This is a genomic window from Phytopseudomonas daroniae, assembly GCF_004327275.1.
Taxonomy (GTDB): Bacteria; Pseudomonadota; Gammaproteobacteria; order Pseudomonadales; family Pseudomonadaceae; genus Aquipseudomonas; species Aquipseudomonas daroniae.
In genome coordinates, this window is sequence record NZ_QJUJ01000001.1 from 16,942 (window position 1) to 42,933 (window position 25,992).

At 61.6% G+C, this 25,992-nt stretch carries 31 protein-coding genes and 1 pseudogene; 23 read left to right on the plus strand and 9 right to left on the minus strand.

Annotation, left to right across the window (positions count from 1 at the left end):
- The first annotated feature begins 47 nt into the window (after window positions 1-47).
- The 12 genes from DNK10_RS00120 to DNK10_RS00175 all read left to right on the plus strand — a co-directional run bounded on the left by DNK10_RS00120 (window position 48) and on the right by DNK10_RS00175 (window position 7,037).
- A complete protein-coding gene (locus DNK10_RS00120; protein WP_131190197.1) occupies window positions 48-860 on the plus strand; it encodes a hypothetical protein in 813 nt (270 codons plus the stop codon).
- Between the two features lie 175 nt (window positions 861-1,035).
- Window positions 1,036-1,626, plus strand: coding sequence for a hypothetical protein (locus DNK10_RS00125; protein ID WP_131190198.1), 591 nt, complete (start codon window positions 1,036-1,038; stop codon window positions 1,624-1,626).
- Window positions 1,623-1,982 carry a hypothetical protein gene (locus tag DNK10_RS00130; RefSeq protein ID WP_131190199.1) on the plus strand — a complete coding sequence of 120 codons (360 nt, stop codon included), beginning with the start codon at window positions 1,623-1,625 and terminating at the stop codon, window positions 1,980-1,982. The genes DNK10_RS00125 and DNK10_RS00130 overlap by 4 nt, the downstream gene beginning before the upstream one ends.
- Window positions 1,983-2,056: 74 nt before the next feature.
- Window positions 2,057-2,752 carry a DUF551 domain-containing protein gene (locus tag DNK10_RS25815; RefSeq protein WP_165495931.1) on the plus strand — a complete coding sequence of 232 codons (696 nt, stop codon included), beginning with the start codon at window positions 2,057-2,059 and terminating at the stop codon, window positions 2,750-2,752.
- A complete protein-coding gene (locus tag DNK10_RS00140) occupies window positions 2,749-2,979 on the plus strand; it encodes a hypothetical protein (protein WP_131190200.1) in 231 nt (76 codons plus the stop codon). The genes DNK10_RS25815 and DNK10_RS00140 overlap by 4 nt, the downstream gene beginning before the upstream one ends.
- Entirely contained in the window at window positions 2,976-3,182 is a 207-nt protein-coding gene (locus DNK10_RS00145) for a hypothetical protein (protein WP_131190201.1), read from the plus strand. The genes DNK10_RS00140 and DNK10_RS00145 overlap by 4 nt, the downstream gene beginning before the upstream one ends.
- The gene (locus tag DNK10_RS00150; protein WP_131190202.1) at window positions 3,172-4,902 is read left to right on the plus strand and encodes a DNA cytosine methyltransferase; all 1,731 of its coding nucleotides are present in this window, start codon (window positions 3,172-3,174) and stop codon (window positions 4,900-4,902) included. Before DNK10_RS00145 ends, DNK10_RS00150 begins: the two co-directional genes overlap by 11 nt.
- Window positions 4,902-5,138: a hypothetical protein gene (locus tag DNK10_RS00155; RefSeq protein WP_131190203.1), complete on the plus strand. Its 237-nt coding sequence runs from the start codon at window positions 4,902-4,904 to the stop codon at window positions 5,136-5,138. The genes DNK10_RS00150 and DNK10_RS00155 overlap by 1 nt, the downstream gene beginning before the upstream one ends.
- Complete coding sequence (locus DNK10_RS00160; RefSeq protein ID WP_131190204.1) at window positions 5,131-5,754, plus strand: hypothetical protein; 624 nt, start codon at window positions 5,131-5,133, stop codon at window positions 5,752-5,754. Before DNK10_RS00155 ends, DNK10_RS00160 begins: the two co-directional genes overlap by 8 nt.
- A complete protein-coding gene (locus DNK10_RS00165; RefSeq protein WP_131190205.1) occupies window positions 5,751-6,599 on the plus strand; it encodes a DNA adenine methylase in 849 nt (282 codons plus the stop codon). The genes DNK10_RS00160 and DNK10_RS00165 overlap by 4 nt, the downstream gene beginning before the upstream one ends.
- The gene (locus DNK10_RS00170; RefSeq protein ID WP_131190206.1) at window positions 6,596-6,838 is read left to right on the plus strand and encodes a hypothetical protein; all 243 of its coding nucleotides are present in this window, start codon (window positions 6,596-6,598) and stop codon (window positions 6,836-6,838) included. Before DNK10_RS00165 ends, DNK10_RS00170 begins: the two co-directional genes overlap by 4 nt.
- Window positions 6,831-7,037: a helix-turn-helix transcriptional regulator gene (locus DNK10_RS00175; protein WP_131190207.1), complete on the plus strand. Its 207-nt coding sequence runs from the start codon at window positions 6,831-6,833 to the stop codon at window positions 7,035-7,037. The genes DNK10_RS00170 and DNK10_RS00175 overlap by 8 nt, the downstream gene beginning before the upstream one ends.
- 7 nt (window positions 7,038-7,044) lie before the next feature.
- Here the strand turns inward: DNK10_RS00175 and DNK10_RS00180 are convergent, their stop codons facing one another.
- From DNK10_RS00180 to DNK10_RS00200, 5 genes and pseudogenes are all read right to left on the minus strand, one after another.
- Entirely contained in the window at window positions 7,045-8,247 is a 1,203-nt protein-coding gene (locus tag DNK10_RS00180; protein ID WP_131190208.1) for a tyrosine-type recombinase/integrase, read from the minus strand.
- 287 nt (window positions 8,248-8,534) lie between these two features.
- Window positions 8,535-8,792: pseudogene (locus tag DNK10_RS26070) on the minus strand (helix-turn-helix domain-containing protein).
- 58 nt (window positions 8,793-8,850) lie between these two features.
- Window positions 8,851-9,210, minus strand: a complete 360-nt coding sequence (locus tag DNK10_RS00190; protein ID WP_131190209.1) for a hypothetical protein — start codon at window positions 9,208-9,210, stop codon at window positions 8,851-8,853.
- Window positions 9,211-9,338: 128 nt separating this feature from the next.
- Entirely contained in the window at window positions 9,339-10,442 is a 1,104-nt protein-coding gene (locus DNK10_RS00195; RefSeq protein WP_208738770.1) for an alpha/beta hydrolase family protein, read from the minus strand.
- Window positions 10,443-10,475: 33 nt separating this feature from the next.
- Window positions 10,476-11,432, minus strand: coding sequence for an SDR family oxidoreductase (locus tag DNK10_RS00200; RefSeq protein ID WP_131190210.1), 957 nt, complete (start codon window positions 11,430-11,432; stop codon window positions 10,476-10,478).
- A 106-nt stretch (window positions 11,433-11,538) separates the two neighbouring features.
- On the opposite strand from DNK10_RS00200, the gene DNK10_RS00205 reads away from it, so the two are divergent.
- Together DNK10_RS00205 and DNK10_RS00210 are read left to right on the plus strand one after the other, a co-directional pair.
- Window positions 11,539-12,150: a TetR/AcrR family transcriptional regulator gene (locus tag DNK10_RS00205; protein WP_131182325.1), complete on the plus strand. Its 612-nt coding sequence runs from the start codon at window positions 11,539-11,541 to the stop codon at window positions 12,148-12,150.
- Window positions 12,151-12,245: 95 nt separating this feature from the next.
- Complete coding sequence (locus DNK10_RS00210; RefSeq protein WP_131190211.1) at window positions 12,246-12,635, plus strand: DUF4260 domain-containing protein; 390 nt, start codon at window positions 12,246-12,248, stop codon at window positions 12,633-12,635.
- Window positions 12,636-12,715: 80 nt separating this feature from the next.
- Here DNK10_RS00210 and DNK10_RS00215 read toward each other — a convergent pair whose 3' ends face one another.
- Window positions 12,716-13,270, minus strand: a complete 555-nt coding sequence (locus DNK10_RS00215; protein WP_131190212.1) for a lipocalin-like domain-containing protein — start codon at window positions 13,268-13,270, stop codon at window positions 12,716-12,718.
- Entirely contained in the window at window positions 13,267-14,091 is an 825-nt protein-coding gene (locus DNK10_RS00220; RefSeq protein ID WP_131190213.1) for an SDR family oxidoreductase, read from the minus strand. Before DNK10_RS00220 ends, DNK10_RS00215 begins: the two co-directional genes overlap by 4 nt.
- Window positions 14,092-14,187: 96 nt before the next feature.
- On the opposite strand from DNK10_RS00220, the gene DNK10_RS00225 reads away from it, so the two are divergent.
- Entirely contained in the window at window positions 14,188-15,096 is a 909-nt protein-coding gene (locus tag DNK10_RS00225; RefSeq protein WP_131190214.1) for a LysR family transcriptional regulator, read from the plus strand.
- Window positions 15,097-15,381: 285 nt separating this feature from the next.
- On the opposite strand, the gene DNK10_RS00230 is transcribed toward DNK10_RS00225, so the two are convergent.
- On the minus strand, window positions 15,382-17,301 hold the full coding sequence (locus DNK10_RS00230) for a sigma 54-interacting transcriptional regulator (protein ID WP_131190215.1): 1,920 nt from the start codon (window positions 17,299-17,301) through the stop codon (window positions 15,382-15,384).
- Between the two features lie 226 nt (window positions 17,302-17,527).
- Between DNK10_RS00230 and DNK10_RS00235 the strand changes: the two genes are divergently transcribed.
- From DNK10_RS00235 to DNK10_RS00265, 7 genes are all read left to right on the plus strand, one after another.
- The gene (locus DNK10_RS00235) at window positions 17,528-18,010 is read left to right on the plus strand and encodes an MSMEG_0572/Sll0783 family nitrogen starvation response protein (protein ID WP_131190216.1); all 483 of its coding nucleotides are present in this window, start codon (window positions 17,528-17,530) and stop codon (window positions 18,008-18,010) included.
- 89 nt (window positions 18,011-18,099) lie between these two features.
- Window positions 18,100-19,077, plus strand: coding sequence for a Nit6803 family nitrilase (locus DNK10_RS00240; protein WP_131190217.1), 978 nt, complete (start codon window positions 18,100-18,102; stop codon window positions 19,075-19,077).
- Window positions 19,064-20,179, plus strand: a complete 1,116-nt coding sequence (locus DNK10_RS00245) for an MSMEG_0568 family radical SAM protein (RefSeq protein ID WP_244216186.1) — start codon at window positions 19,064-19,066, stop codon at window positions 20,177-20,179. The genes DNK10_RS00240 and DNK10_RS00245 overlap by 14 nt, the downstream gene beginning before the upstream one ends.
- A gap of 13 nt (window positions 20,180-20,192) precedes the next feature.
- A complete protein-coding gene (locus DNK10_RS00250) occupies window positions 20,193-20,753 on the plus strand; it encodes an MSMEG_0567/Sll0786 family nitrogen starvation N-acetyltransferase (protein ID WP_131190218.1) in 561 nt (186 codons plus the stop codon).
- Complete coding sequence (locus DNK10_RS00255; RefSeq protein ID WP_131190219.1) at window positions 20,746-21,792, plus strand: sll0787 family AIR synthase-like protein; 1,047 nt, start codon at window positions 20,746-20,748, stop codon at window positions 21,790-21,792. Before DNK10_RS00250 ends, DNK10_RS00255 begins: the two co-directional genes overlap by 8 nt.
- A 1-nt stretch (window position 21,793) precedes the next feature.
- Complete coding sequence (locus DNK10_RS00260; protein ID WP_131190220.1) at window positions 21,794-22,114, plus strand: MSMEG_0570 family nitrogen starvation response protein; 321 nt, start codon at window positions 21,794-21,796, stop codon at window positions 22,112-22,114.
- Between the two features lie 110 nt (window positions 22,115-22,224).
- On the plus strand, window positions 22,225-23,526 hold the full coding sequence (locus DNK10_RS00265; RefSeq protein WP_131190221.1) for an MSMEG_0569 family flavin-dependent oxidoreductase: 1,302 nt from the start codon (window positions 22,225-22,227) through the stop codon (window positions 23,524-23,526).
- A 109-nt stretch (window positions 23,527-23,635) separates the two neighbouring features.
- Here the strand turns inward: DNK10_RS00265 and DNK10_RS00270 are convergent, their stop codons facing one another.
- On the minus strand, window positions 23,636-24,313 hold the full coding sequence (locus tag DNK10_RS00270; RefSeq protein ID WP_131190222.1) for a type 1 glutamine amidotransferase domain-containing protein: 678 nt from the start codon (window positions 24,311-24,313) through the stop codon (window positions 23,636-23,638).
- A 343-nt stretch (window positions 24,314-24,656) separates the two neighbouring features.
- Between DNK10_RS00270 and DNK10_RS00275 the strand changes: the two genes are divergently transcribed.
- Window positions 24,657-25,982 carry an IS4 family transposase gene (locus DNK10_RS00275; RefSeq protein ID WP_131190223.1) on the plus strand — a complete coding sequence of 442 codons (1,326 nt, stop codon included), beginning with the start codon at window positions 24,657-24,659 and terminating at the stop codon, window positions 25,980-25,982.
- The last annotated feature ends 10 nt before the right edge of the window (window positions 25,983-25,992 follow it).

The following is a 25,992-nucleotide window of genomic DNA, read 5'->3' on the forward strand; positions in this document are numbered from 1 at the left end:
CCCAGGCGCTGCAACGCCAAGGCAAACAACCCCAAAGGAGAAGCACCATGCAAACCAACCCAACCCCCAAGTGGCTCGAGCTGTTCATCACCGCCTTCGGCGCCCAGGGCCTTGTCGCCCTGGCCTGGTGGGCCGGCGCCTACCACGCCGAGCGTATCCGTAACCTGCAGGGCACCTATCCCATCCTGCAGATCAATGGCGACGCCGGCAGTGGCAAATCCACGTTGGTCAGCAACCTGTGGAAGCTGTCTGGCGTCACCGAAAGCGAACTCATCAGCCCATGCAGCCACACGTTTGGCGCATTGCTGCTGCGCCTCGCCAAGGCTGTAAACGAGCCCGTGGTAATCGACGATGTTGCCAACCCCCATGAATCCGTCCGCTTCGACTGGGATTGCCTGAAGCAGTTCTACAGCTCAGACAACGTGCTGCGCAGTGGCCCGAGCGAACGGGTGAAATTCCGCGGTGCCTTGGTCATCGTCGGCACCGGCCCCAACATCCTGAAAACCCGCAGCGTAGAAGTGCAGCTCGAGCGTGCAGCACCGGTCGCCGAGCGCAGCGCCGCTGTACAGGCCCTGTACGACCTGCACATCACTGACTTGGCCGAGTTCCTCAACAAGGTGCAGGCCAACGCCGAAATGGCTGGGTTCTGCATGGGCCGCGCCGATGTCCTCGCGCTAACCCAGTCCGGGCTGCCCTTGACCGACCGTGACGCCCGCAACCACGCCCAGTTGCTCGGCATGCTCGACTTCATCGACGTGCTGTTCAACGTGCCCGCCGAAGCCCTCGCCGCCGCCGAGAGAAAGGTGCGTGAAATGGCCTGGCACACCGTCGGCCGTACCCGTGGCCCGATCGAGGATTAAGGCCATGAACGACGAATCCCCAACCAGCGTCATCGCCACCCTGATCGGCAGCGGCCTCGCCCTGCTGCTGCTCGCCGCCGCCGGCAACTTCGCCCCGGACGTGCTGCTGGCCATCACCCACTAACCCCCACGCCCAGGCGCTGCAACGCCTGGGCAACCCCAAAGGAGAAGCACCATGCCCGACTACCACTACAAATCAGACGCCCCGGCCACCGTGGCCATCGTTCAAGAGTTCTACCAGGCCAAAAACAAGCTGCACGAGCAGCTCGAAGCCCTGGGCAATCTGTTCGGCGGCAAAGTCGCACCCATGCACGACATCACCTCGCACTTTGCCGGCGGCGTGAAACTGAGCGCTGACCGCGCCCTCGACGTGCACTGGCGCCGGCCGGATGAATGGGGCTTTCGTACCCTCCGCAACAAAGCAGTACCGCCCAAGGGCATCCCCAAGGATGAACGCGCCTCCATCCGCGCCGAGCACGAACGCCTGCTGACCCTATGGCGAGACAACTGCCCACCGAGGCTGGACAGCCACGCCTACTGGAATCGCCTGACCATCAACACCGGCAACCTGCTGCTCTGTGGCGGCGTCATGTTCGAGCATCAGGGCATCGCCTACTTCCACCTGGGCTTCCAGATCGACAAGGCCAAGCACGAAGCCAATATCGCCGCCAACAAGCCAACAAGCGGCTGGATCGAAGGCGCTGTCGAGATCCTGCCCAGCCAGTACCAAACCGCCCGCCAGGCCAAGCTGGAGGCGCGCCAATGAACCAGGAAATCAAAAACCTCGAAATGCTGATGGCCTTCGAAGACTGGGCCAAGCCACGCGGCTACGACATGGCCCGCGCCGGCGAAGAATTCCAAAACCTCGAAACCCGCGCCGCCTGGCTCGGCTTCGAGGCCGCCCACAGCCCGGCCGGCTGCCGACCCTACGGCCAACAGCTCTACGCGGTAATCAAGAAGTCCAGCGAATACGCCCATCAGAGCGACAAGTTGTTTCCGGTGCGCGTGGGTACAGCGCCCTACGACAACTACATCGTGCACGGCGGCATCGGCGGCGTGTACCGCATGAAAGACGTGAATTTGTACGTGGTCGACGACGGCAAGCAATACCGCCTCAGCTGACACCGGCCAAGCCGGAAAAAGACGGCGCCGGGGGCTGCAACCCCCGACGCCAACCACCCCAAAGGAGAAGCACCATGCAAGTGAATCAACCCCAAGGCGGCGCCGCAGAGCCTACCACACCGCGCTATGACACCATCGTCATTCGCGGCGCCACCGGCAAGAACGTCCCCCGTGAAGTCGATGGCGGTGAGGTAGTCAGCTGGGCCGTCGGCCACAAACTGGCGGCACTCGACGCCCTGGAAGAATTCGTCGACGACATGGCCAGCGGCAACTGCAACATTCCCTCGCCCCTGACCGCCCAGGCCAGCTCCGCGCTTGACCTGATGCACCGCCGCGAAGCACTGGGCTGGGACGCCGACGAACCCAGCGAAGCCGCCCCGCTCGACTGGAAATCCGCCGTAGCCCGCGCCAAAGCCACCGCCCGCAAAGTGTTCGGCGAAACCAACGACGACGCCATGCAGGCCATCGAATACCTCACCGCCCTGCTTCTGGTGGATGCGCCGGCAGATCCTACGCAACAGTGGATTCCGGTTACCCATAGGCTCCCAGAGTGCCGCCATGAATGCACGACCGACCACTTGATGGTCTCGGACTCTGTTCTGGTCACGGACGATTCATCTCTGCAAAACCTTGGCATGGCTCACCTGAAAGACACCGGCGAATGGACGGTCTACGAGGGCGAACACGACTTCATGAACCCGGAGAACATCACCCACTGGATGCCCATGCCTTCGAGCCCCCGCAAGCAAGCGCAAGGCGGTGCCCAATGAAAACCCCAGCCGAAGTCGGCCAGATGGCCGAAACCTTCATCACCACCTACGTCATCACCGCCGAATGCCAGACCGCAGAAGATCTGCGCAAAGCCTGCGAACTGCTGATCAGCAAGGCCGCCCGTGCCATCGAGAAATACAACGGCAACCCAGTAGCCGTCGACGTACTCAGCCGCTCCATGACCTATGTCGCCACCAACCCGATGCGCCTTGGGGGTGCGCAATGACCCAAGCCCGCATCCGTCCGCCACTCGCCGGCGCCCGCCTGGACATGCCCAGCATCTGCGACATCTGCGGCCAGCCCCGCTCCACCCGCAAACACGCCAAGTGCAGCCGTATCCGCCAGAAAACCAAGTCCGCGCAGTGGGAAGCCTTCATGGCCGAAAAGGCCGCCAAACAAGCACAGAAGGGGCGCCGCTATGCTCGTTAAACGTACCTACAAGCATTTCGGGTTTTGCTGCGGCCTGGGTTCCGGCGCCGCCGGCTTCAATGACAGCGCCCTGCAAATCGCCAACATGCTCGGCAACTGGCGTTGCATCGGTGGCGTCGATATCGATCGCGCAGGCCTGGCAGATTTCGAGGAGTTCACCGGCACCAAGGGCACCATGCTCGATCTGTTCACCCGCGAGCAGTACATCGCTTTTCATGGTGTGGAACCTGCGGCCGGCTGGAAAGAGGCCACCCTCGACGATGTCCGCCGTGCCGCCAACAACGAAGATCCCGACGCGGTCTTCATCAGTAGCCCATGCAAAGGCGCGTCTGGCCTGCTGCCTGAGTCCATGAGCGTCACCCCAAAATACATGGCGCTCAACGAGCTGACCCTCAGGTGTGTCTGGCTGATGCTGGAAGCCTGGCAGCACAACCCGGTCAAGCTGATCGTTTTCGAGAACGTCCCGCGATTGGCGTCCCGTGGCCGTTACCTGCTCGACCAGATCGTCAAACTGTTCCGCCACTACGGCTACGCCGTGGAAGAAACCGTCCACGACTGCGGCAAGATCGCCGAACTGGCACAGAGCCGCCCACGCTTCCTGCTGGTGGCTCGCCACGTCGAGCGCGTGCCAGCCTTCCTTTACCAGCCACAAACACACAACCTGCGCGGCGTCGGCGAAATCCTCGGCCGCATGCCAATGCCTGGCGACCTTGACCTTGCTGGCCCGATGCACCGCGTGCCTGCACTGCACTGGAAAACCTGGGTACGCCTCGCCCTGGTCGAACCGGGTAAGGATTGGCGCTCGCTCAACCGCCTCACCATTGAGGATGGCTACTTGCGCGACCTGATCATCGTGCCGGAGTACCACCACGGATACCTGGGCGTACACGGTTGGAACGATGCCACCGGCACCATCGCCGGGGCCAACGGGCCAACCAACGGTGCTTTCTCTGTCGCCGACCCTCGCCCCGTCAGCAAAGCGGAATACTCCCAGTTCGGCGTCATTCCGTGGGATCGCCATTCGGGTGTGGTGACAGGCCAGCGCAGCCCCGGGCAAGGCCCGTTCAGCGTGGCCGACCCTCGCCCGGACTGGAATCGCCATTCTGGCAATTTCCGGGTCGTGCCATACAACCGACACGCCGGCACTATCATCGCCGGAGGCAAGGGCGTGCAAGGTGGCTGGCAGTCAGTGGCTGACCCGCGGGTGCTCAATCGCGAGAAGGGCGACGCTTATCTTACTGGCGGGCACTACGGCGTAGTCGACTGGGAGAAATCGGCCGGCGCCGTGTCCGCTAGCGCACGTCACGACAATGGCCGCTGGTCGGTAGCCGACACCCGCATGCCGGCAGCTAATGACCGCCTGGCCTGCGTCATCCGTAGCCCGCACAACACTTGGAATCGGCCGTTTACCACCTTGGAACTGGCCGCCCTGCAATCCATGTTCGATCCCGAGGACATCTGGCAACCGAACGACCAAAGCGGTGCCCTGGAGCTAGTCGGCAAGCAATTCATCCTGCACGGCAACAACGACGGTGCATGGCGCGAACGCATCGGCAACGCCGTGCCCCGAAAGGCCGGCAAAGCCATTGCCGACGTGATGCTCAGCACCCTGATGCTTTCCGAAATGGGCGAAACATTCACCCTCAACAGCATGCCGGTCTGGTGCCGCCCACTGGCAATGGCCATCAGCATGAGCCGTGTGCATCAGGAGGCTCGCTAATGGGCTACTTAAACCCCCTTCTGAAACTTCCAGCAGGCAAAGCCCTGATGAGCCTTCCAGCAGAGGACAGGGCGCGGATTGAAGCGGTATGCCGCGAGCTGCGCGACCAGGCGAATACAGAGGCTGAGAGCGCCTGGCGGCGCCGTAAAGGCCCCATGGCCGCCTACTGGCGCGCTGTTTCGACTTACGCCCGCCACTTGGCCCATGCGCTTTCCAAGGGTGACCACCATGAGTGACCTCTTTTATCTGCAGGACAGCCGCAGCAACGTCGGCAGCCGCGCCATGTTCTGGTGCGAAGGCGGCGGCTACACCTCGAACCTCGACAAAGCCGAGCAGTTCACCCGTGAAGCGGCGGTCAAGCAGTACGAGAACCGCGAAACCGACCTGCCCTGGCCGGTCGACTACGTCCGCGCCCTGGCTGAGGTTGGCGTCGATCATCAGTACCTGGACGATGCACAGGCCCAGGTGTTTGACCTGGCCGATGACCAGATCTACGTGGCATTCGAATGCTTGTGGGACGGCAACGACCTGTACTGGATCTGCCAGCACGGTTCCAGCAGCTCTAACCTGGCTATGGCAGGCACCTGGTCAGCGGTTGAGGCGGAAGAAATACGCGCTAAGCAGTACCAGGTCTGGCCAAAGCGCTACATCGACCAGCACAGCCGGCCGGTAGTGCAGGCCCACATGCTCGAGCACAAAAAGGCGCTGCGCGAAGTTCGCCTCAAGCTGCCCAAGATCAAACGCCAGCGCTTTCGCCGTGACACCGTCAATTGTCAAGACTGCGGCCGCTTCCTGAGCGAACGCCAACGCTTCCAGGACTGCCACAACTGCGGCGCGAGTAACGCGCCATGACCGCCTATCGTCCGCTTCTTCGCTACCACGGCGGCAAATGGAAGCTTGCCCCTTGGATCATCAGCCACATGGCTGACCACCGCACCTATGTTGAGCCATTCGGCGGCGGCGGTTCCGTCCTGCTCCGCAAGCCACGCGCCTACGCCGAGGTCTACAACGACCTCGACGGCGATATTGTCAACCTGTTCAGAGTGGCACGGGATCATGGCAGCGAACTGCAGCGCATGTTGTACCTCACTCCCTTCGCACGAAGCGAGTTCGAAATCAGCTATGGGGAAGTGCCGGATACTCTGGAGCGCGCCCGACGCATGATCGTGCGTTCGCTCCAAGGCTTCGGGAGCGCTGCCGCGAGCGGCGAGCGAACTGGGTTCCGTGCTTCATCGTCTAGGTCAGGCACATCACCTGGTGTCGATTGGCGCAACTATCCAGCGGCGCTAGAAGCCATCATCGACCGGCTACAAGGCGTAATCATCGAAAACCGGGACGCCCTGGAAGTAATGGCGCACCACGACAGACCAACCACCCTGCATTACGTCGACCCGCCTTATGTCCATTCGACCCGTAGCGCGAAGGTTCGGCACAACGATACCGGGAAAAGCTACCGGCATGAGCTGAGTGACGATCAGCACCGGAGGCTTTCCGCTTTCCTACACGGGTTGGCTGGCATGGTCATCGTTTCAGGCTATCCATGCCCCCTATATGAGGAACTGTTCGAGGACTGGCACTGCATCGACCGGATTGCACATGCAGACGGTGCGCGCGAGCGGGTCGAGTGCTTGTGGCTCAATCCGGCTGCCTATCAGGGCATCGCACAGCACGACATTTTCAGGAGGTCGATGCCATGAGCCGTGTCCTGTTCATCACCGGCGGACGCCGCTGCGGCAAACGCCTCTGGCCACTGTTCCTGTACGCCAAGGAATTCGGCTGGACAGTCGCAAAGACCAACGGTGGCCACCTGCGCATCACCAAGCCAGGCAGGCCGATCATCCACACTAGCAGCACGCCGAGCGATCGGCGCGCTGTACACAATGCCCTGGCCATGCTGGTCAGGGCTGATCGGGCTGCGGGGGCTGGCAATGGCTGAAGCGCTGGACAGATTTCTGCGCGAAGCCGAAGTGCTGGAAGCAACCAGCCTGGCGCGCTCGACACTGTGGCGAGAGGTGAAGGCCGAGCGGTTCCCCCGGCCAGTACCGATCACAGCTGGGCGTGTCGGCTGGCGAGCCTCCGAGGTCGCCAGTTGGCAACAGAATCCCACTCAATGGAAACCCCTGGGGGCCGCGTAAGCGGCCCTCAGCCTTTCTGAGTGATGACGTTCTTATCCAACCAGGTCGCCCAGCGGGTAAGCCCCGCTTTCTTCTCTTTGAAGTAGTCGTAGCGATCATAGTGCTTCGACCCTACATCATTGAATGCACGCCCCTGGATGCGATCCCGTAGCGGCTTGTCCAGCCCGGCGGCGCCCATCAGCGTGGTGCAGGTTCGGCGGATATCGCGCAGGGTAAACGGCCCGTTGAACAACTTTTCATGGCGGCCGTACAGCGCCGTCACGGCTCGCGAAAGGGACTGGGCCTGCAGTGACTGGCCAGCCTTCTTGCCCTGGAACGGGTAGACGCTGTCTTTGCTGATTGCGTCCATCTCACTCAAACAGTGCTTGGCCAACTTGTTGAGCGGCACCACATGCACGCTGCGCTCGCCAGCGCCGGCCTTGGGGTTGCGGATGATCATATGGTCGCGCTGGTAGAGCGTTCGATCAGAACGCAGCAACTGTTCCGGCCGCTGGCCACCCGTGGCGATCAGGAACTTGAGCAGCTCGGCGGTAGTAAGGGTCAGGTGCTCAGGCAACAGGTTCCAGAGGATCGAGAGTTCGGCCACAGAGAGATTCCGCTCGCCAGGTGCCTCCCAATCCGATTGCACCGGGATCGACGCCACTGGGTTGGACAGCAGGCCGAATTTCACCTTGTTCACATGGAAATTGCGCGGGTTGAATTCCTCCTGCAGGGCGTGCTGGAACGCCGCATGCAGTCGCGAGCGCACCCGGTTACAGGCCGTCGTAATGCCGTCGTTGATCATCATGGTGATGATGTCGCGGATATCGCCGGGGGTGGTCATAGCCGCCGGGCGCTTGGCCAGGTGTGGGCACGGCTCGAGCACGTAATGCTTGAACGACCATTCGACGTGCCCGGCCGTGCTGGCACCTTCCGCTTTCAGCTTGGCCACGTAGGTATCCAGCACATCCTTGAAGGTGCCGGCCTCGATGACCACTTCTTTCTGCTGACGGCACTGGTCGCGCGCCTCGGTCAGGCTCATCGCCGGCCAGTTGCCCAGCTTGGCCTTCACCTTGCGATTACCCTGTCGGCGCTGAAAATAGAACTCTTTGGTGCCATTGGGGCGCACGCGCAGCAGCAACACACCCTCCCCTCTCGCTGTACGGCCGTCGCTGACAGTGAATTCCTTCTCTTCGGGCTTGAACGCCCGGATCTGTTTTTCGGTGAGCACTGGCAATCCATCCTGGGGGCCGTTTCTGGGGGCCGTTCGCCGAAATCAAGATGGGACACACCGGGACAACCCCGGATCACCCACCCCGCGAAAAGCCGCGATTCTACTGGCCTCAAGGGGCATCTGTGTACCACCTTGCACATCATGGGATTCCACGCTGTTGAGCTTCCCAAGCTCATGACGAGGGTTCGATTCCCTTAGCCCGCTCCAGATCAGAAAAACTAAAGCCCTGTTTTACAGGGCTTTTTTGTGGGCGACGTTCAGAGGTGTCGAAGAAGTGTCGAAATCTAGGCGGACAGCGCCTGGATGACATGCTTGGGGTCGTTGTGAATCGCCCGCAGTAGTGCCTTGGCCGGGCCGACGTCCCTGCTCACAGTTACTCAGGGTTCCCCGATCATGGCTGCGAACTTGGCTTGAGCGAGGCGAGTGGCCTTGCAGATATCTTTCACCTTCAGGGGCATCCACGGAAAACTCCCACGAAGGCTGGCGTAGTGAATCTCGTCCATCTATTGAATGCTTTCCAGTAGGTCGTCGAACTTGCTCATGGATTACCTCTACCGCTCGATAATTTGTTTGAGCACCTTGCGCTCATCCGCTGCGCGATCAGCGCGTAGCAAAGGCGGCAACAATGAGCAGGCAGAAAATTCCGACGTTGAACTTTGGCTCCCAGTACTCCATGAACAGGAAGGTGATTGCGAGCCATCCAAGTGCTGTTGCGACAGACAGGATCAGCACGGGAGTTTCGCTGAGGAGATGCATGGCTCGCCACGCCAGGAACAGCCCAAGCAACCCGAAGGCAACCTGTCCCAATGAAAAGGCGGCGTTCAGCCCGTAGTACAGGGTCGTCTCCAGACCGGGTTCGCGTTTGCCTCGTAGGTACTGGGACACCACGTCAACGATAAAGTGAAGTGATCCAGTCAGGGTGAGCCAGCCGTAGGCCGTATAAACGATGTATTGGTGCATGGTTAAGTTCGCCTGTAGATCGGAGATAGCCTGCGGGCCTGGTCACGTTGCGCAGACGAAAGCGCCGGGTCGATACCGACCAGCGTCGTGCAGGCCACCAGGCCATGCACCACGGTGCCTCGCTTCTCCTAGATTGCCTTGGGTTGAACGGGTACAGCTTCCGAAGAGGACAGGCTTGGAATCACATTGGCGGGTGCCATCCTCATTCGGTGTGCGAGATCGATGGTTGGTGCCCGCGCCAGAATGGGCTGCCAGATCGTTTGCCACTGCATGAGCGCTGCGCCGTCACCCTCGAAAATCAGGTCGAAGAACGCCAAGGCGAGATCTGCAGTGGCCACCTTCACCTTGGCGTTGAGTGACAGGCCGCCGGTGAATGGACGATCAGTGAACATGCTGTGGGAGCCACCATGGAAAACGGCAAGCAGCTTGTGCGGATTGGCAATCGCATCGAAGATGGCCAGTCGATCCTCCACGCCCGAGCGATAGCCCGGAATCTCGATCACGTCGTCGGTCGAGGTCACATGGATGGTCGGAATCGATACTTTGCTCAGCACTGCCGCCACATCGGGTTCGCCATAGAACGGCGGCGAGGAGATAACAACCGCCGCAGAGAAGCGAGAATCCAGGCAGTCGATGATCTGGCCGTCTCTCACGACTTGCGCGCCGACCGTGAGCAGCGTGGTGTTCGCGCCATACGAGTGGCCCGCCGCGACGAGGCGCTGGCGGTTCACCGCCGCACCACGGCTGCCAGTTTCGTCCGAGAGCATTCGGTCGAGCGCGAAGCGCACATCGGCGGCACGTGCGATGGCCTCCTTCTCTTGAGCCGCGGCCTGCAGACGGCCAACCACGCCGAACGGATTTCCCCGCCAAAGTGCCGCATCGCTACCGACATGCTGGACGTGCAGACTAGCGATGCCCTGGGTTGACCAGTGTTTTCCGAGGTAGCTGTAACCTTGCCGCGAACCACCGATGCCATGCGAGAACACTACCAATGGCACCGACATTTCGGGCGTCGCGACCTTTGGCCAGTACAAGCGCGCAGGCACCGGGCGCGAACGAGCGTGATCGACCCAGTCGAAATCAGTCACCAGGTAGGGCGGCTCTGCGTACTGTGCTCTCGCAATCGTGGACGGGGCCAACGCAGCCAACAGCAGCATGGTATTCACTTGCCGGCGGCTCATGTTCAAGGGCGGCGAAACTGGAGTGATGGGGTCAGCTTTCAGTGCAGTCATCGAGTAATAACCGGTCGGAGGATCAATGGGGATTTATTCTGCGGATGGCAGCGACGCAGGATTCCGCTCTTCACCCGAAAAGAAGAACACTCCGGTCAGCCGTTCCGACTCGACCCAAAGCTTTGCCGCGGCATCGCTGTCCAGTGCCTGCGCAGGCACTTTCGCGAGCGTGGGATAGCCTCGCGTTTCGCCAAGCTTGTCGGGCCCGTAGTAGGCACCACCTTGCGCCTGCGGCGAAGTTGCGGCATAGAGCGTCGGCAACGCACCCTGCGCGGCTGGCTGGAACAGGAACCACAAGAAACGACGGGCGATGCCCGCGGCGCTCCCTGCGCCTGCACCATTGGGCAACAGGTCGGTACGCGACACGCCCGGATGGGCAGCGATGCTCTGGATACCCCAGCCCGCCGCATCGCTGCGGCGTTGCAATTCGAGGGCGAACATCAGGCAGGCCAGTTTCGATTGGCTGTAGGCGACCATCGACTTGTAGTCGCGCTCGAACTGCAGATCGTCGAAGTGGATCGCACCCTGTGGGGCAGCGATGCTTGAGAGACTGACAACGCGGGGGTTTTCACCTTTGCGCAACAGCGGCAGCAATTGGGCGGTCAAGGCGAAGTGGCCCAGGTAGTTCGTACCGAACTGCAGCTCGAATCCGTCGGCGGTCACCTGCCGTTGCGGGGGCATCATCACTCCCGCGTTGTTGATCAGCAGATCGAGGCCATTGATCGAGGAGTACAGGCCCTCGCAGAATGCCTCCACGGAATCGAGGCTGGCGAGATCCAGCGCTCCGAACCTTACATTGGCGCCCGGAACGCTTTGGCGGATCTGGTTGACGGCGGCCATCCCTTTCGACTGGCTCCGGCCTGCGATGATGACGTTGGCACCGGCACGGGCCAGCGCCAACGCGTCTTCAAACCCAAGACCGCCAGTTCCAGTGACGACCACCGTGCGGCCATGTTGAGGGGGAATATCGGAAGCTGCCCAGTTAGCCATGGTCTTTGCCTTGCATGGGAAAGGAAGGTAATCTAGGTGCATAAATAAATGCACTAAGTGCAGACATTAGTGCACCGAGTGCAAATACGCAATAGGCCATCCAGAAATGTCGGAAATCCCTTCCCGCGCGGGCATTGCGCCCACAGAAGGCTTGCGGGAACGCAAGCGCCGCGAAACCCAGCAGCGCATCGCCGAGGTCGGCCAGCGCCTGTTCCTCAGCCAGGGTTACGACAGCACGACGCTGGACGCGATCGCGGCAGAAGCCGGCATCTCGCGCCGCACCTTTTTCTCGTACTTCAAGTCGAAGGACGACATCATCTTTTTCTGGCTGGAGGCCGATAGGGCCAGTCTGCTTGCCAGCCTGCTGAAGACATCGCCCGATGTGCCGCCACTCGATGCGGTTCGCGATGCGATGGTGAAGCACATTGCGCGCTACACGACCGAGCAGATGATCGCCGTCGACAATCTCATGCTGTCGAGCGAATCGCTGCTTGCGCGCAAGCAGGCGCACTATGCGGAACAGGAACAGTCGCTATTCAATGCACTATGCGAGGTCTGGCGGCAGCCCGAGCGCCGTGCGGCGCTGAGGATGGTGGCCATGGTGTCCATCGGTGCGATGAGAGTCGCGCTTTCGGCATGGAGGGAGCAAACCGGCCAGCGAAAGCCTGCGGCCAAGTTCCTGCGGGACGCCTTCGACAGCCTGAAATCCGAACTTTGACGGTGCGCCGCCTCCGAAGCTGGCGGTCTGCTTCCCACTGCTTGCGCCCGGCATAGTCCGGCTTGTCGCAGCGACCATAGGCACTAGGACAAAGCATGGACAATTCGGTTAGCGGTGGAGTGAAGTTCATTTTGCGTATCGAGGGCCTGTGCGTGCTGGCATTCAGCCTGTTTGCCTATGCACAGTTCGGGATCGGCTGGGGAATGTTCGCCTTGCTGTTTCTGGCGCCCGATCTTTCCTTCCTTGGCTATTTGGCAGGGCCGAAAGCAGGCGCCGCGCTGTACAACGCTGCTCACTCGTACATTGGCTCGCTGCTGCTTCTTGGGGCTGGCATTGCCTTTGACGCACCTACCATGTTGGCCCTCGGCATCATCTGGGCGGCACATATAGGTTTTGATCGTGCATTGGGGTACGGCCTCAAGTACTCAGCGGGGTTTCGCTTCACACACTTGGGTGCCATTGGTCGCTCGTCTGATCGAGCCTAGCAATTCAAGCCGACGCCGCTTCGCGGCGCGGCTTAATTCAGTCGTTCAATGCGAGAGTCGGTAGGACGTTGGCGGATAGGTCATCGAGGTTCGGGAACGTCGACTCTGGCCCCTTTTCCGCTGGTTACGCCGGGATGTCGAACCCGCACGAACTCTGCACTCACTCGTCCTCCATCCGGGCGAGTGAACGTTTCGTACATACGATCATCCTCGACCCTCAGTTGCAGTTCCCGCCCGGTTCGAACTGCGCCCACCCAGTTGGGGAACGTGGCGCCCTCGACGCGGTTGCCGGTGAAGCGGCCGTGCTCGTCCACGGTGTAGGTACCGAAGAACCCGATGCTCGACGCCATGGCGCGCCTGTTTTCGTCGTCGGTGCCGCCACCCCGCGCATTCGACTCGAAACGTTGGGTGTCGCCATTGGTCAGCACTTCGACGAAATGCATGTCAGTGGTGAAGACGAGCATGCCTTCGGGGTTCTCTCCATAAGGTCGTTCGATCTTGCCATCGGTCTCCAATGTGGCAGAGACCATGCGCCACGTGCCGGCAACCTGGTTGGGTACGGCAGGAGACGGCACAAGCTCGCTGGCCCCGATGGCGATGGAGGCCGCAAGGAGAAGCGCGAGCGACCACTTCATAGCCTGTCCGCCGTCAGCGTCAGCGACTTCTGCACCACCAGATCGTCCAGACGGGCGGTCAATACACGATGGATGTTCTCGAACGCCGTGCTGCCCAGCGCGATCCGGCGCCGCGGCTGCGCCGAATCCGCCACCTGGATCATCGCATCGACCGTGCGCTCGGCATCGCCCTTGATATCGAATGCGCCGCTGGATATGGCGCGCCGCACATCGCCGGCCGGCGTCGCGTCGTAGGCCTCCAACGGGGCGGCGTGATCCAGGCCACCAGCGAACCCGGTCACGGTCGGCCCCGGCTCGGCGATCACGATGTCGATGCCGAACGGCGCCACCTCCTGGGCAACCGCATCGAGGAAGCCCTCGATGCCCCATTTGGTCGCGTGGTAGAGACTGAAATTGGGATAGGCCACTTGTCCGCCTTCGGAGGAGACCTGCATGATTCGGCCGCCTCCCTGCTTGCGCAGGTGGGGCAACACGGCACGTACGAGTTGGATCGACGCGATCAGATTGGTGGCGATCTGACGCTCTATCTGCGCATCGGTGACCTCCTCTGCGGCGCCGAACAGCCCGTAACCGGCATTGCTGACCACCGTATCTATTCGGCCAAAGGTTGCGAAGGCGGCATCCACTTCCCGCCGCAGTGCGGCCGTGTCGGTGAGATCGAAGCGCGCGATGTGCAGCCTCTCGCCCGCCGTTCGCCGGAGCGCCTCGAACGGCGCAATACGTCGCCCGCACGCGACCACCCGATCGCCCCGCTCCAGCAACTTCGTGGTCATGACCAGCCCAAGGCCGGATGATGCGCCTGTGATCAACCATGTTTTCATCGGGAACCTCCTGTGGGGTTTGCACAGATGGTAGGAGCCCGAACGGCGTATGATAAGCCGTACCAATTCGAACAAGCTGGTGAAAAGTATTCACTAATGGCCAACGTCAGCCTCTCCGACCTGAAAGCATTCGCCCATGTGGCACGGCACCGCGGCTTCCAGAAGGCCGCCGACGTGCTTGGCGTATCGCGGTCATCCCTCAGCCATGCCTTGAAAGGGCTCGAACGCCATCTCGGTGTCCGCCTCCTGCACCGAACCACCCGCAGTGTTGCGCTGACGGAGGCCGGCGAGCAGTTGCTGCAGCGGCTGGCCCCCCTGTTGCGAGAACTGGATGACGTACTGGATGCGGTCAGCCACGGCCAGGACGAACTGGTCGGCACACTGCGCATCAACGCCAACAAGGGCGGCGCGCGCTGGTTGCTCAAGCACGCCATCCCGACATTCCAGCAGCGTCACCCGCGCGTGGTTCTGGAGCTGGTCACCGAAGGGCAACTGGTGGACATCGTGGGTGAAGGTTTCGATGCCGGTGTGCGTCTGGCCGAATCGGTACCAAAAGATATGGTGGCCGTCCCCTTCGGCAGCGACATTCGCTTCGTTGCGGTGGCGTCGCCAGGCTACGTCGAGGCGTTCGGAGTGCCGGCCACACCTGCCGACCTGATGTCCCATCGCTGCATTCGCCAAAGGCTGCCCAGCGGAAAGCGCTATCGATGGGAGTTCGAGAAGGGCACGCAGCAGCTGGCACTGGACGTCCCCGGCACGCTGAGCCTGGACGACAACGATCTGATGGTCGAGGCGGCTTCCGATGGCCTGGGCATTGCCTTCGTACCGGAACCTTTCGCTCGCCCAGCCCTGGATAGCGGTACGCTGAGCCTGCTGCTTGAAGACTGGACTCCGGCGTCACCGGGTCTGTGCCTCTACTACGCCAGCTATCGCCATGTGCCTGCGCCGCTGAAAGCATTCATCGCGGTGGTTCGTGAGTCGACACAGGCTCAGGACTCTCCCTGACCACCGAAAGCATTCGAGCGGGCCTGACTGGAGCAATTGAGACTGGCGGCTCGGTCAATCGGAGCGGGTGTCGGGCGCCGTCGTCGACGAAACGTTCAAGGATGTCGCCCCCTGTTCTGGCTCTGTCCGCCGAACCCGCGAACCGCAATCGCCATGACGGCCTACGTGGACTTCGCGGTTAGCACCGGATACAGCTACGCAGGACGCCGATCATGGCCGCGAATTTGACTTCAATCAGGCCAGTGACCTTGCGGATATCTTTCACCCGCAGCGTGGTGATCTTTCTTAATCCGTGGAAGGCAGGTTCAAACGCTTGAGCCGAGATGCCAGGGTAGTCGGCTTAATTCCCAGTAATGTCGCCGCGCCTTTCTCGCCAAACAATCGACCACCGGTAGCCTTGAGCGCAGCCCGCAAATTGTCGATCTCCAGTTGACGCATCTGTACTTCGGTCATGACCCGTGCAGCGCACTGCCCAGGTGTCACTTCAATTGCCGATGTCGGCATAGGCCTGCCGTCAGGTAGATCGATATGCAGGTCGGGGCCCTGGCTGGTGATCAACGCGCGCTCGATCACGTTCTGCAGTTCGCGGATATTGCCCGGCCAGTCATAACGCTGCAGCCGTTCAATGTCACTTTTACGCAGGCGCCGGCCCGGCATGTTCAGGCGCTGCCCAACCTGCATCAGGAAGTGCGTCGCCAACTGCGCAATGTCCATGCGGCGTTCACGCAACGCTGGTGAGTGGATGGGAAAAACGTTGAGCCGAAAATACAGGTCTTCGCGAAAGCGCTTGGCCTCCGCTTCCGCGCGTAAGTCGCGGTTGGTTGCGGCGACGATGCGTACATCGACGCGCCGCGTGCGCTCTTCGCCTACCCGCTCGAACTGGCCTTCCTGCAACACACGCAACAGTTTGCTCTGCAGTTCCAGAGGAATCTCGCCGATCTCATCGAGAAAAAGCGTGCCGCCATCGGCCAGTTCGAAACGGCCGACCCGATCGCGCAGGGCGCCGGTGAAGGCGCCGCGCACATGGCCAAAGAATTCGCTCTCGAACAGTTCCGCCGGAATGGCCGCGCAGTTCACCCGGATCAGCGGCTGGGTATTACGCTTGCTGGCTTGGTGAATGGCCCGGGCGATCAGCTCCTTGCCGGTGCCGGATTCGCCGTGGATCAACACGCTGGCGTCGGTTGGAGCGACCACATCGATCTGCTTGACGATCTTCAGGATCGGCTCGCTCTGCCCGACGATTTCGCGATAGCTGTGCTGGATCTGGATTTCTTCCTGCAGGTAGGCGTTCTGTTGTTCCAGGCGCTGCTTGAGTTCCTGCAGCTCCTCTAAAGCATTGTGCAGACGCTGCTGAGTACTGAGTCGCTCGGTGATATCGCGAAATACCACGACGGAGCCAACGATGCGCCCATCGGCGATGACCGGCGTGCTGGTGAATTCCACCGGAAACATACTGCCATCACGCCGCCAGAACACCTCCTGACGCCCCTCGTGAATCAGGCCGTCGTGCACCGCCTTGTAGATCGGGCAGTCCTCCACCGGGTAGTGGCTACCATCGGCGTGGCTGTGGTGATGAATGCGGTGGATGTTCTTGCCGAGCATCTCACCCGCATCCCAACCGAGCATGCGCGCTGCCGCCGGGTTGACGTAGGTCGCCAGGCCTTCGCTATCGATACTGTAGATCCCGTCGCCCACCGCGCTGAGCAGCAACTGGGTATCGCGTTCGGTTTCCTGGAACAGGTTGAGGATATTGCTCCACTCGATCAAACCACCACGCATCGTGCGTTCGGTGCTGGCCTGATCGAGCAGGTAACGCTGCGTGCTGCGCTCGCGAAGCACTAGGATCAGGTACTGCACACCCTTGAGTTTGAGGCTGGTGGCGGAGATTTCCAGTTCGATGCGCTCGCCGCTCTTGCACGCACCGCTGAGCTCATCGCTCCACCCTTTGCCTTCCTCCAGCACAGCCTGGGTAAACACGATCAGGTCGGGCAATTGGTGGCCGAATAGCCGCGTCACCGTGAGTTCGAGCATTTCCTGGCGTGGATAGCCGAACAGTTTGCAGGCGGCGATATTGAGGTCGACAACGCGGTTGGCCATCGGATCGAACTGTACGATCGCCTCGCCGCAGTGCTCGAACACCATATGGCGCGAGGCATAGGCCATGTCAGCCCAGCCAGCAAGGTAATCGGGTTCCAGGCTACTCATGGCATTACGAGACCTCGTGATAACACCTACGATTTTTCGTAGTTATACGAGATTGCGTTATAGACGCAAAGGCTCAGATTTGCTGTAAAAAACCGGATCACACAATCAAGTAACTGATATTAAAGTAAAAATAAATACCCTAAAAAACCTGGCACGGCCTTCGCTCTAGCACTTGCAACCGCAGCCTTCGCTGCTGTCCTGCAAAGCCCATGAGAGGAGAAGCATCATGCCTAGCGTCGATATCGCCCACTACAAGGACGGCGACTTCCTGGTCAACTACGAAGAGAAAGTCTTCGAGGACGTCAAAGCCGAACCGGGCGAGAAGGTTCTGATCACCTTCCACACCATCGCCTTCGAAGGCTCCATCGGCCTGGTCAACATGCTCCAGGCCAAGCGCCTGCTGCGCAAAGGCTTCGAGACCAAGGTGCTGCTCTACGGGCCGGGCGTGCAGTTGGGCGTGCAACGCGGCTTTCCCACCCTCGGCGCCGAAGCCTTCCCCGGGCACCTGGCCGTCAACAACCAGATCAAGGCGTTCATGGAGGAAGGCGGCGAAGTCTACGCCTGCCGCTTTGCCCTGCAGGCTTTGTATGGGCAGACCGAGAAAGCCCTGATTGAAGGAATCCGCGCCATCAACCCGCTGGACGTCATGGATCTGCGTCTGCTCATGCGCCGCGAGGGCGCGATGATCATCGATACCTGGACGGCGTAAGGCACCCGCATCTGTAGGAACGGGTCGCCCTGGCCCACTCCTACGGCATGCAGACAACATTCGACGATTGCATAGACGAGGATCCCAGCATGCCCATCATCCGCGCCGCCGCCGTGCAGCTGTCGCCCGTGCTCTACAGCCGTGATGGCACCATCGAAAAGATCGTGCGCACGATCCGCCAGCTCGGTCGCGAAGGCGTGCAGTTCGCCGTCTTTCCGGAAACCGTGGTGCCCTATTACCCCTATTTCTCCTTCGTCCAGCCGCCGTTCCAGATGGGCAAGGAACACCTCAGGCTGCTCGACGAATCGGTGACCGTACCCTCGGCCGCCACCGCAGTCATCGGAGAAGCCTGCCGCGAAACCGGCATGGTCGTCAGCCTCGGCGTCAACGAGCGCGACGGTGGCACCATCTACAATGCACAGTTGCTGTTCGATGCCGACGGCAGCCTGATCCAACACCGTCGCAAGATCACCCCGACCTACCACGAACGCATGGTCTGGGGTCAGGGCGATGGCTCCGGGTTACGAGCCGTGGACAGCGCCGTCGGACGTATCGGCTCGCTGGCCTGCTGGGAGCACTACAACCCGCTAGCACGTTATGCGCTGATGGCAGACGGCGAGCAGATCCACGCGGCTATGTTCCCCGGCTCGCTGGTCGGCGAGATCTTCGCCGACCAGATGGAAGTCACCATCCGTCACCATGCCCTGGAATCCGGCTGCTTCGTGGTCAACGCCACAGCCTGGCTGGAGCCCGAACAACAGCAACGCATCATGGCCGATACCGGCTGCGCCCTCGGGCCGATTTCCGGCGGCTGCTTCAGCGCTATTGTCTCACCGGAAGGCAAGCTGCTCGGCGAATCGCTGCGCAGCGGTGAAGGCACGGTAATCGCCGACCTCGACCTGGCACTGATCGACAAGCGCAAACGGATGATGGATTCGGTCGGCCACTACAGTCGCCCGGAACTGCTCAGCCTGCTGATCGACCGCACGCCGACCACCCACGTCCACGAGCGCGCGGCCACTCAGCCTGCTCCGGCCGTCGAGGAACTCGATCATGCCAGTGCCTGAACGCATTCACGCCGTCCAACTGCCCGTCATCGACCTGCTCGCCGAGTTGCAATGCCACGGCGTGCGCTGGCAGGAAACCAGCACCGGGCTCGCGCGCAAGGGCGGTGCCGGGCCATCGGATCACAAGGCCCTGACCCTCGGCGCGCACACTGCGATGGTACCCATGCTTAATCAGGCCTCGCTGAATTCGCCCTACCTGGCGCAACCCTCGGCCAACGGTGAACTGGCATTGATCTACCGTGACGGCCAACAGGTCGGGCAGGTCGAGGTGCCCGGCGTGCCGAACTTCTACGCCCGCAGCACCACAGACGGCACGCCCTACTGGAAGATCGCCACCCTGCACAGCAAGAACGTACTCGCCACCACTCTCCTGCAGCACTGCATCCGCATGAACGACGCCGCCAGTGCCTGCCAGTTCTGCGCCATCGGCCAGTCCCTGGCGAGTGGCAAGACCATCGCACGCAAACGGCCAGCACAGCTCGCCGAAGTCGCCAAGGCGGCGGTCGAGCTCGATGGCGTCAAGCACATGGTGATGACCACCGGCACACCACAGACGCCCGACCGAGGCGCGGCGATCCTCTGTGAGTCGGCTGCAGCGGTGACTGCCGCAGTCGACCTGCCAATCCAGGCGCAATGCGAGCCACCGGACGATGACGCCTGGTTCCAGCGTCTCAGGGACAGCGGTGTGGTCTCCCTCGGCATGCACCTGGAAGCGGTTACCGATGCGGTGCGCGCTCGCATCATGCCGGGCAAGGCCGAGGTGCCGCTGTCGCGCTATTTTTCCGCCTTCGAAGCCTCAGTGAAGGTCTTCGGTCACGGCCAGGTCAGCACTTATATCCTCGCTGGCCTGGGCGACAGTGCAGACGCCATCGCCGCCATGAGCGAACGACTCGCAGCGCTCGGCGTGTATCCCTTCGTCGTGCCCTTCGTGCCCATTGATGGCACCCCGCTGGCCCATCATCCGAAACCCGACAGTGCCTTCATGCAGGGCCTCTATCCGCGTATCGGCGCCAGCCTGCGCCGCCACGGCCTGCATTCGGAAAAGATCAACGCCGGCTGCGCCAAGTGTGGTGCCTGCTCGGCCCTGAAGAATCACGAGTAACAGGAGCACGACCATGGCCGAACACGCCTTCGCCCTGAGTGATGACACCTTCCGCGACTTCCTGACCGGCGATCTGCTGGTCAAACCGGCCAGCGAGTCCTGGGAAAAACGCGATTACTTCGCCCTGCGCCGCGCGGTGTTCTCCGACGAGCAGAACCTGCTGCCTCAGGACAAGGACAGCCACGACTTCCAGGCCATCCCCATCGTCGCCGTCGCCCACAATTGCGGCATGGCCGATCAGGTGATCGGTGCGGTACGCATCTACGAGCCGGAGCCAGGCCTGTGGTACGGCGGGCGACTGTGCGTGGCCCGCGCCTATCGTCGCCATGGACTGATCGGCACGGCGCTGGTCAACGAGGCGGTGTCGCGGGCCATCGAGCTCGGCTGCCAGCGCTTTCTCGCCACCGTGCAGCGAGCCAACGAAAGCTACTTCCACAGCCTGCACTGGCAAACCCTGGAACACATCGACCTGCTCGGCCAGCCCCATGCGCTGATGCAAGCGCAACTCAACAGCTATCCGTTCATGCCGCGCCAGGCCTCGCTCATGCCGCTCAAGGCGCGCCGTCATGGCTAGCCCGCTGCGCATCAGCGCACCATCTGCGCTGGACGAACTCCTCGACATGCTGCGCGACACCCCGGCCATGCGCGCCAAGCAGGACATTCAGCGCCCCGCCCGACAGGCCGTGGATCCGACGCAGGCAAGCCGACGCCTGCCGACCGAACGGGACACACTGTATGCCCTGCCCGGCGACGACACCGCGGCCATTCGCGTCGGCGACCGTTACCAGTTGCTGGCCATCGAAGGCATGTTGCCGGCCTTCGTCGAGAGCGCGCCGTGGTTCGCCGGCTGGTCCGCAGTGATGGCCAACGTCAGCGACATCACCGCCATGGGCGGACGGGCCTGTGCAGTGGTCAACGCTTACTGGCACCACGATGCCGAAGCCTCCGACGAGGTACTGGCCGGCATCCGAGCCGCCTGCGACGCCTACGGCCTGATCCTCGCCGGCGGTCACACCAGCCAGGCGCCCGGCCATACCGCCAACCTGGCGGTAGCCATCACCGGTATCGCCAAGCGCCTGCTGTCGACCCTGCATGTCACGCCCGGCCAGGTGCTGGCCATGGCGGTCGATCTGGATGGCCGCTGGCACGCCGGTGCGCCCTACTGGAAGGCCTTCGAGAACGAACCCGGCGAACGCCTGCGGGAAAAGCTCGAAGTCATCCCGCGCCTGGCCGAAGCCGGCCTGCTGCTGGCTGCCAAGGACATCAGCAACGCCGGCCTGCTCGGCACCCTGCTGATGCTGCTGGAACCCACCGGCAGCGGCGCCGAGCTCGACCTCGACGCCCTGCCGCGCCCGGCCGACGGCGACCTGCCACGCTGGCTGCTGGCCTTTCCCAGCTACGGCTTCCTGCTGACCCTGGACGAGCTCGACTGGGCAGATGTGCAGACCGCCTTCGCCTTCCAGGGCCTGCGTTGCGAACGAATCGGCCGCATCACCGACAACGCCCGCCTGAACGTCAGCCTGGGCAACGAACAGGCCGAATTCTGGAACCTCGGTGCTCAGCCTTTCACCGGTTTCACCTACCCCCCTCTCTCGTCCTCCAAGGAGCCCTGAAATGCCCGCCGTAAACTTCAAGGTACGCTGGCCCGACGGCCAGGAAAGCCCCGGTTACTCGCCCTCTACGGTCATCTACGAGCACCTGCACAGCGGTACCCCCTATGCCCTGGAGGACTTCATTCAGCGCTTGGAAAACGCCCTGAATTCCGCCTCCGAACGGGTCAGGGAGGTGAAAGGCTTCTACTGCAGCTCGGCCATGGACACCCTCACCTCACTCAAGAACCACGCCAGCCGCTATGAAGCCGGCACTCACGTGCAAATCCTTGAGATGGAAACCGCTCATGCGGGCCGAGTAACCAGCGACTGGAGTTCGCTCTGAGAGTCAACCGCCTTTCCCTTCCAAAACAACAGCGTCAAGGGCTCGACTACCTGCGCCGCTCAACCTGAACACAGGCACTGCCCTGCAACCGCCAACACGAGGCACCCATCATGACCCTGCTCAAATCCATCCACCCTGAACACCACAGCGTCATCGTCGTTGGCGGCGGCCAGGCGGGTCTATCGGCCAGCTATTACCTGCAACAACAGGGCATCGATCATCTACTGCTGGAAAAACACGACCTCACCCATGCATGGCGTACCCAGCGCTGGGACGCCTTCAGCCTGGTCACACCGAACTGGCAGTGCGCCCTGCCCGGCTATCCCTACGCGGGTAACGATCCGCACGGGTTCATGAAACGCGACGAGATCATCGCCTACCTCGACGGCTTCATCGATGCGGTAAAGGCTCCGGCACGTACCGGTGTATGCGTGCAGCGCGTCAGTCCTCGCGCTCAGGGCGGCTATACAATGCAGACATCGGTGGGCGAGTTCAGCGCCGATCAGGTAATTATCGCTTCCGGCGGTTACCACACGCCGATCATTCCTCGGCTGGCCGAGCGCTTACCGAGCGGCATCAGCCAGATCCACTCGGAGCAGTACCGCAACCCGCAGCAACTTCCAGCCGGCAACGTGCTAGTCGTCGGTTCGGGGCAATCTGGATCGCAGATCGCCGAAGACCTACACCTGGCCGGTAGAAAGGTCTATCTCGCCGTAGGTGATGCGCCACGCTGCGCACGCTTCTATCGCGGTCGCGACGTGGTCGACTGGCTGGCCGATATGGGTTACTACGACATTGGCGTTGACCAGCACCCGCTGCGCGAAGGCGTCCGTGATAATACCAACCACTACGTCACCGGCCGCGACGGCGGACGCGATATCGACCTGCGCCAGTTCGCCCGCGAGGGCATGGAGCTGTTCGGTCTGTTGAGCGCACTGGAGGATGATGTACTGATCTTCCGACCCGACCTCGCCGCCAAGCTCGATGCCGCCGATGCGGTGTACAACCGGATCAACGCCAGCATCGACAAATACATCGAGGAAAACGCTGTCTCCGCGCCACCTGGCAGCATGTACCAACCGGTATGGCAGCCAACGCAGGAGCGCGAGCGACTCGATCTGCGAACGGCCGGCATCAGCGTCATCATCTGGTGTATCGGCTTCGCACCGGACTTCACCTATGTCGATGCGGGTGTATTCAACGGCCGCGGTCACCCCGTGCATAAACGCGGCATCACAGCCCTGTCCGGCCTGTACTTTCTAGGTCTTCCATGGCTGCACACCTGGGGCTCGGGGCGTTTTTCAGGCGTTGCGCGCGACGCGGAGTATTTAGTACAGCGACTCGGTGAAGGTTTAGACACCTGTACACACAAGCGTGGTAACGCACATCAACGTTGCAATAATCAGGCGTGACCACACCGAGCGAGCAGGGGCATAGTCGCTATCCGCAGAGCACGGCGAGGCTGGGCTGAATCACCACGCCGCGCACAACCGCGGCTAGCGGTTCAGCCCCAATCAGCCGTTATTTGAGCTGGCCAAGCAAGGCTTTGGCGACACCTTCCGAACTGGCAGGGTTCTGGCCGGTGATCAGCTTGCCGTCCTCGATCACGAAGGGTGCCCAATCCGGGCCTTTTTCATACGTGCCGCCGAGCTTCTGGAATTCATCTTCGATCAGGAACGGTACGACGTTGGTCAGCTCTACCGCAGCTTCTTCGCCGTTGCTGAAACCGGTTACGCGGCGGCCCTTGATCAGCGAAGAGCCGTCAACTGCCTTGACGTGACGCAGCACGCCAGGGGCATGACAGACGAAGCCGATGGGTTTGCCGGCGCGCTCGAAGGCTTCGATCAGGCTGATCGACACGCTCGATTCGGCCAGATCCCACAGCGGGCCGTGACCGCCAGGGTAAAACACGGTGTCGAAGTCCTGCTGGTTGACCGACTCCAGCTTGACGGTGCTGGCCAAGTGTTTTTGCGCCTGTGGGTCAGCCTTGAAGCGCTGGGTCAGCTCGGTCTGGAATTCCGGCTGATCGCTTTTGGGATCCAATGGCGGTTGACCACCGGCTGGCGAAGCCAAGACCACTTCGGCACCGGCATCCTTGAACAGGTAATAAGGGGCTGCGAACTCTTCGAGCCAGAAGCCGGTTTTAGCGCCCGTGTTGCCCAACTGATCGTGGGAGGTCAGAACCATCAATACTTTCATCGTGAATTCCTTCTTGTGGCAGTAGGGTTCTGGGTTAGTGGCCTAAAAAGACATCGAGTGCCCGGTTTTTCTATGGCGCAGCCGGAGAGTCTCAAACGTAAAGTAAAGCACCCGCTCAATGCAGGTGCTTTCTTGCTTGCAGCACAATAGTGGCTGCGCTACCTACACCATTCGCCCCGGAATCAGGGCTCTTACAATAGATAATGACGATATTCGTAATCGCGTCACCATCCACGCAGTCAGCGAACAGGCTACAAACAAAAACACCGGCATTGGCCTAATGCCAGTCAGTTAAGGCATTGACTCCGAGGCTGCGGTAATAGAAACAGGCTCCTGGATTTCCATGAGCCTGTTTTTTATGTCCATCCAGCAAGCACTCCGGCAGACCGCCGAGCTCAATCCAGCCTCCTTCGAGCGGTTTTCGCAACTGATTGATCCGTTATGGATCGAGGAGGCCTTGAGGCTGACCGGAACGATTTCGCTTCGCCGTCGTCGCCTGCCGGCTGAGCGCATTGTGTGGCTGGTCGTGGGGATGGCCTTGTTCAAGAACGAACCCATCTGGCTGATCGTGCAGCAACTGGGCCTATCCGATGGACAGGGGTTGGCTCCTGCACCCAGTGCAGTGGTGCAGGCGCGGCAGCGCTTGGGCGAGGCCCCGTTGGAGGCCTTGTTCGAGCAATTGGCGCAAGCCTGGCTGGCGACCGAGCCTCCCGCCTGCGCCCGTTTTCATGGGCTACGCAGTTTTGCCGTGGATGGCGTGGTCTGGTCGATGCCGGATACACCGGAGAATCGCGAGGCCTTCTCCAGCGGAAAGAACCAGCACGGTGTCAGTAACTGGCCCCAGGCCCGTGGGGTCTGCCTCATGGACACCTATAGCCACCTGATCCGCGCCGCACGCTTCGGCAGCTTTGCGGTGGGGGAACTCAGTTTCGCCCGGGAGTTGGCGCAGGCGGTGGGTGACCATTCGCTGACCATTTTTGATCGTGCCTACTACTCAGCCACCTTCCTTCTTGATTGGCAAAGGCAAGGCATCGAACGTCACTGGTTGATGCGTGCCAAATCAACACTGCGCCATGACATCGTAAAGACCTTTGGGCCGGGTGACTGGCTGGTACGTCTGCCGGTCTCGCCTCAGGCCCGTCGACAGCAACCCCAGCTCCCCGAGTACTGGCAGGCCCGTTTGATTGAGCGCAGGGTCGATGGTAAGCCCAGGCGCTACCTGAGTTCGCTCTGTGATCCGCACCGCTACCCGGCCGACCAGGTGGCGGCTCACTATCGCGAGCGCTGGGAGATCGAACTGGGTTACCGCGAGATCAAGCAAGGCCTGCAAGATGGCGGATTGCTGCGCAGCAAACTCCCTGAACTCGCTCGGCAGGAGTTATGGGGAACCTTGCTGGCCTACAACCTGATCCGCCAGGAAATGCACCTGATGGCCGAGGAGCTGGAAATACCCCCACAACGCCTGAGCTTCCAGTGGCTGGCCATCGCGGGGGCTCTGCGTTATTGCCCCACGCAAACACCGGCGACTATCCCCCAACGGCTGGCAGAGCTGAGAATCCAGGCCCGTCACTTCGTCCTGCCACCCAGGCGAGAACGGCACTATCCCCGCGTCGTGAAACCTAAACCGATCAAGTACCCCAAAAAGAAAAATGCCAGTCAGCTTAACTGACTGGCATTAG

Excerpts from the sequence above, each read along its gene's own strand:
- DNK10_RS00120 (WP_131190197.1), top strand. The coding sequence starts at position 48 with ATGCAAACCAACCCAACCCCCAAGTGGCTCGAGCTGTTCATCACCGCC.
- DNK10_RS00125 (WP_131190198.1), top strand. The coding sequence starts at position 1,036 with ATGCCCGACTACCACTACAAATCAGACGCCCCGGCCACCGTGGCCATC.
- DNK10_RS00130 (WP_131190199.1), top strand. The coding sequence starts at position 1,623 with ATGAACCAGGAAATCAAAAACCTCGAAATGCTGATGGCCTTCGAAGAC.
- DNK10_RS25815 (WP_165495931.1), top strand. The coding sequence starts at position 2,057 with ATGCAAGTGAATCAACCCCAAGGCGGCGCCGCAGAGCCTACCACACCG.
- DNK10_RS00140 (WP_131190200.1), top strand. The coding sequence starts at position 2,749 with ATGAAAACCCCAGCCGAAGTCGGCCAGATGGCCGAAACCTTCATCACC.
- DNK10_RS00145 (WP_131190201.1), top strand. The coding sequence starts at position 2,976 with ATGACCCAAGCCCGCATCCGTCCGCCACTCGCCGGCGCCCGCCTGGAC.
- DNK10_RS00150 (WP_131190202.1), top strand. The coding sequence starts at position 3,172 with ATGCTCGTTAAACGTACCTACAAGCATTTCGGGTTTTGCTGCGGCCTG.
- DNK10_RS00155 (WP_131190203.1), top strand. The coding sequence starts at position 4,902 with ATGGGCTACTTAAACCCCCTTCTGAAACTTCCAGCAGGCAAAGCCCTG.
- DNK10_RS00160 (WP_131190204.1), top strand. The coding sequence starts at position 5,131 with ATGAGTGACCTCTTTTATCTGCAGGACAGCCGCAGCAACGTCGGCAGC.
- DNK10_RS00165 (WP_131190205.1), top strand. The coding sequence starts at position 5,751 with ATGACCGCCTATCGTCCGCTTCTTCGCTACCACGGCGGCAAATGGAAG.
- DNK10_RS00170 (WP_131190206.1), top strand. The coding sequence starts at position 6,596 with ATGAGCCGTGTCCTGTTCATCACCGGCGGACGCCGCTGCGGCAAACGC.
- DNK10_RS00175 (WP_131190207.1), top strand. The coding sequence starts at position 6,831 with ATGGCTGAAGCGCTGGACAGATTTCTGCGCGAAGCCGAAGTGCTGGAA.
- DNK10_RS00190 (WP_131190209.1), bottom strand. The coding sequence starts at position 9,210 with ATGCACCAATACATCGTTTATACGGCCTACGGCTGGCTCACCCTGACT.
- DNK10_RS00195 (WP_208738770.1), bottom strand. The coding sequence starts at position 10,442 with ATGACTGCACTGAAAGCTGACCCCATCACTCCAGTTTCGCCGCCCTTG.
- DNK10_RS00200 (WP_131190210.1), bottom strand. The coding sequence starts at position 11,432 with ATGGCTAACTGGGCAGCTTCCGATATTCCCCCTCAACATGGCCGCACG.
- DNK10_RS00205 (WP_131182325.1), top strand. The coding sequence starts at position 11,539 with ATGTCGGAAATCCCTTCCCGCGCGGGCATTGCGCCCACAGAAGGCTTG.
- DNK10_RS00210 (WP_131190211.1), top strand. The coding sequence starts at position 12,246 with ATGGACAATTCGGTTAGCGGTGGAGTGAAGTTCATTTTGCGTATCGAG.
- DNK10_RS00215 (WP_131190212.1), bottom strand. The coding sequence starts at position 13,270 with ATGAAGTGGTCGCTCGCGCTTCTCCTTGCGGCCTCCATCGCCATCGGG.
- DNK10_RS00220 (WP_131190213.1), bottom strand. The coding sequence starts at position 14,091 with ATGAAAACATGGTTGATCACAGGCGCATCATCCGGCCTTGGGCTGGTC.
- DNK10_RS00225 (WP_131190214.1), top strand. The coding sequence starts at position 14,188 with ATGGCCAACGTCAGCCTCTCCGACCTGAAAGCATTCGCCCATGTGGCA.
- DNK10_RS00230 (WP_131190215.1), bottom strand. The coding sequence starts at position 17,301 with ATGAGTAGCCTGGAACCCGATTACCTTGCTGGCTGGGCTGACATGGCC.
- DNK10_RS00235 (WP_131190216.1), top strand. The coding sequence starts at position 17,528 with ATGCCTAGCGTCGATATCGCCCACTACAAGGACGGCGACTTCCTGGTC.
- DNK10_RS00240 (WP_131190217.1), top strand. The coding sequence starts at position 18,100 with ATGCCCATCATCCGCGCCGCCGCCGTGCAGCTGTCGCCCGTGCTCTAC.
- DNK10_RS00245 (WP_244216186.1), top strand. The coding sequence starts at position 19,064 with ATGCCAGTGCCTGAACGCATTCACGCCGTCCAACTGCCCGTCATCGAC.
- DNK10_RS00250 (WP_131190218.1), top strand. The coding sequence starts at position 20,193 with ATGGCCGAACACGCCTTCGCCCTGAGTGATGACACCTTCCGCGACTTC.
- DNK10_RS00255 (WP_131190219.1), top strand. The coding sequence starts at position 20,746 with ATGGCTAGCCCGCTGCGCATCAGCGCACCATCTGCGCTGGACGAACTC.
- DNK10_RS00260 (WP_131190220.1), top strand. The coding sequence starts at position 21,794 with ATGCCCGCCGTAAACTTCAAGGTACGCTGGCCCGACGGCCAGGAAAGC.
- DNK10_RS00265 (WP_131190221.1), top strand. The coding sequence starts at position 22,225 with ATGACCCTGCTCAAATCCATCCACCCTGAACACCACAGCGTCATCGTC.
- DNK10_RS00270 (WP_131190222.1), bottom strand. The coding sequence starts at position 24,313 with ATGAAAGTATTGATGGTTCTGACCTCCCACGATCAGTTGGGCAACACG.
- DNK10_RS00275 (WP_131190223.1), top strand. The coding sequence starts at position 24,657 with ATGAGCCTGTTTTTTATGTCCATCCAGCAAGCACTCCGGCAGACCGCC.